Consider the following 1,802-nt stretch of genomic DNA (forward strand, 5'->3'; position numbering starts at 1 on the left):
TGCACGGATCGGTAGGACCGGACTTGTCCGGGAAAGCGTTGGCGCAGATACCGGGCTGGGTCAGGCGAATGACGCCGGCCACCCTACGCCTCGGGGACAAGTTCCCTCCTACCGGATTGGTTTAAGAGCCAGCTTGGTCCAATCAGTTTTCAAGACCACGCAAATGCTCAAACAGCATTCGGCTCACCGGGGCCAGTGCGTCCTGCTCGCGAGTGACCAGGACCAGCGTGCGCTCGGACCAGTCGTCGTTCAGCGCGACGGCAGTGAGGCCAAGTGCGCGGCCAAACAATTCAAAGGCCTTGAGCGGCAAAATGCCGATGCCCATGTCGGCCTGAACCATGCGGCACACGGCGTCGAAACCCGGCACGTGGATGCGCAGGCGCAGCACACGCCCCGCTGAACGGGCCGCTGCCTGGGTGCGCATATGGATCGAACTGGCGGCGTGCAAGCCGATATGATCGCTGTCCAGAGTATCGACGAATGCCACTTGATCCAGCTGCGCCAACGGATGATCGGGGCGCATCACGACAACGAGTTTGTCGCGGCGATACGGCACGCTGTACAGGTCGTGAGTGTCCGTGTCGGCAGAACAGATGCCGATGTCCGCGACGCCATCGATCACGCCCTGAACCACGCCGGTGCTGGGCCGCTCTTCCAGATCGACCTTGACCTGAGCGTGGCAGGCGATGAACTCATGCAGGTCCTCGGGCAGAAACTGAATAATCGCCGAGAGATTGGCCTGCATGCGCACGTAACCGCGCAACCCTTGCACGTGTTCGCCCAGTTCCATGCCCATCTTTTCCACGTCGAACAACATGCGGCGGGCGTGATGCAGCAAGGTTTCCCCGGCAGCCGTGAGGGTCATGCCCTTGGCGTTGCGCACAAACAATCCGATTCCCAGCGCATCCTCAAGCTCCATCAGACGCTTGCTCGCGGCCGAAACCGCAATCGCCTCCCGCGCCGCAGCTCGGGTCAAGGTGCCTTCCTCATGCACCGCTACAAACACTTGCAGGGTAATCAGGTCCAGACGGCGGATAAGATTTTTGTGCAGCATGAGCGCAAGTCTCAAGAGTAGATGGGAGTTGATCGGGCGAGGATATAGGCAAACAGCGGCGCACAGGGCTTTCAACCCGCAGCGCTCCGGGTCCAGCACCCGATAGTTATACCTTTAAGATCTAAAAATATGGATATACGTTATTTTGCGGAATAAACCAGGCGCTTTATAACTGGACCCCTACTGCTGACTGAGCAACAGCTGTTCAACAGGTACAGCACCCGCCCGAACACTTAAAGGATTTGTCATGGATGTTTTCTGGTTTCTTCCAACCCACGGCGACGGCCACTACCTAGGCACCACCAAAGGCGCGCGACCGGTCACGTTGAATTACCTGAAACAGGTGGCCCAGGCCGCTGACGACCTCGGTTACCACGGCGTCTTGATTCCCACCGGGCGCTCCTGCGAAGACTCTTGGGTGATCGCCTCGGCACTGGTGCCGCTGACCGAACGCCTGAAATACCTGGTGGCGATCCGTCCGGGCATCATTTCCCCAACGGTGTCGGCGCGCATGGCAGCGACCCTGGATCGCTTGTCGGGCGGACGCCTGTTGATCAATGTCGTGACCGGCGGCGACCCGGACGAAAACCGTGGCGACGGCAGCTTCCTCGATCACAGCGAGCGCTACGAAGTCACTGACGAGTTTCTGCAAATCTGGCGTCGGGTGCTGCAAGGCGAAGCCGTGGATTTCGAAGGCAAGCACTTGCGTGTACAGAACGCCAAGGCGCTGTATCCGCCGATCCAGAAA

At 59.7% G+C, this 1,802-nt stretch carries 2 protein-coding genes; one reads left to right on the forward strand and one right to left on the reverse strand.

Translation table 11 applies throughout. The annotated features are described in order from the left end of the window. Positions 1-142: 142 nt before the first annotated feature. A complete protein-coding gene (locus AFK24_RS21630; RefSeq protein ID WP_065835168.1) occupies positions 143-1,054 on the reverse strand; it encodes a LysR substrate-binding domain-containing protein in 912 nt (303 codons plus the stop codon). A 247-nt stretch (positions 1,055-1,301) separates the two neighbouring features. Here AFK24_RS21630 and AFK24_RS21635 point away from each other — a divergent pair. Next, the coding region (locus tag AFK24_RS21635; RefSeq protein WP_139110559.1) for an LLM class flavin-dependent oxidoreductase at positions 1,302-1,802 on the forward strand (501 nt) is incomplete at its 3' end.

Source organism: Pseudomonas syringae (assembly GCF_001698815.1).
In the GTDB taxonomy this organism is placed as follows: Bacteria; Pseudomonadota; Gammaproteobacteria; order Pseudomonadales; family Pseudomonadaceae; genus Aquipseudomonas; species Aquipseudomonas syringae_A.

Excerpts from the sequence above, each read along its gene's own strand:
- AFK24_RS21630 (WP_065835168.1), bottom strand. The coding sequence starts at position 1,054 with ATGCTGCACAAAAATCTTATCCGCCGTCTGGACCTGATTACCCTGCAA.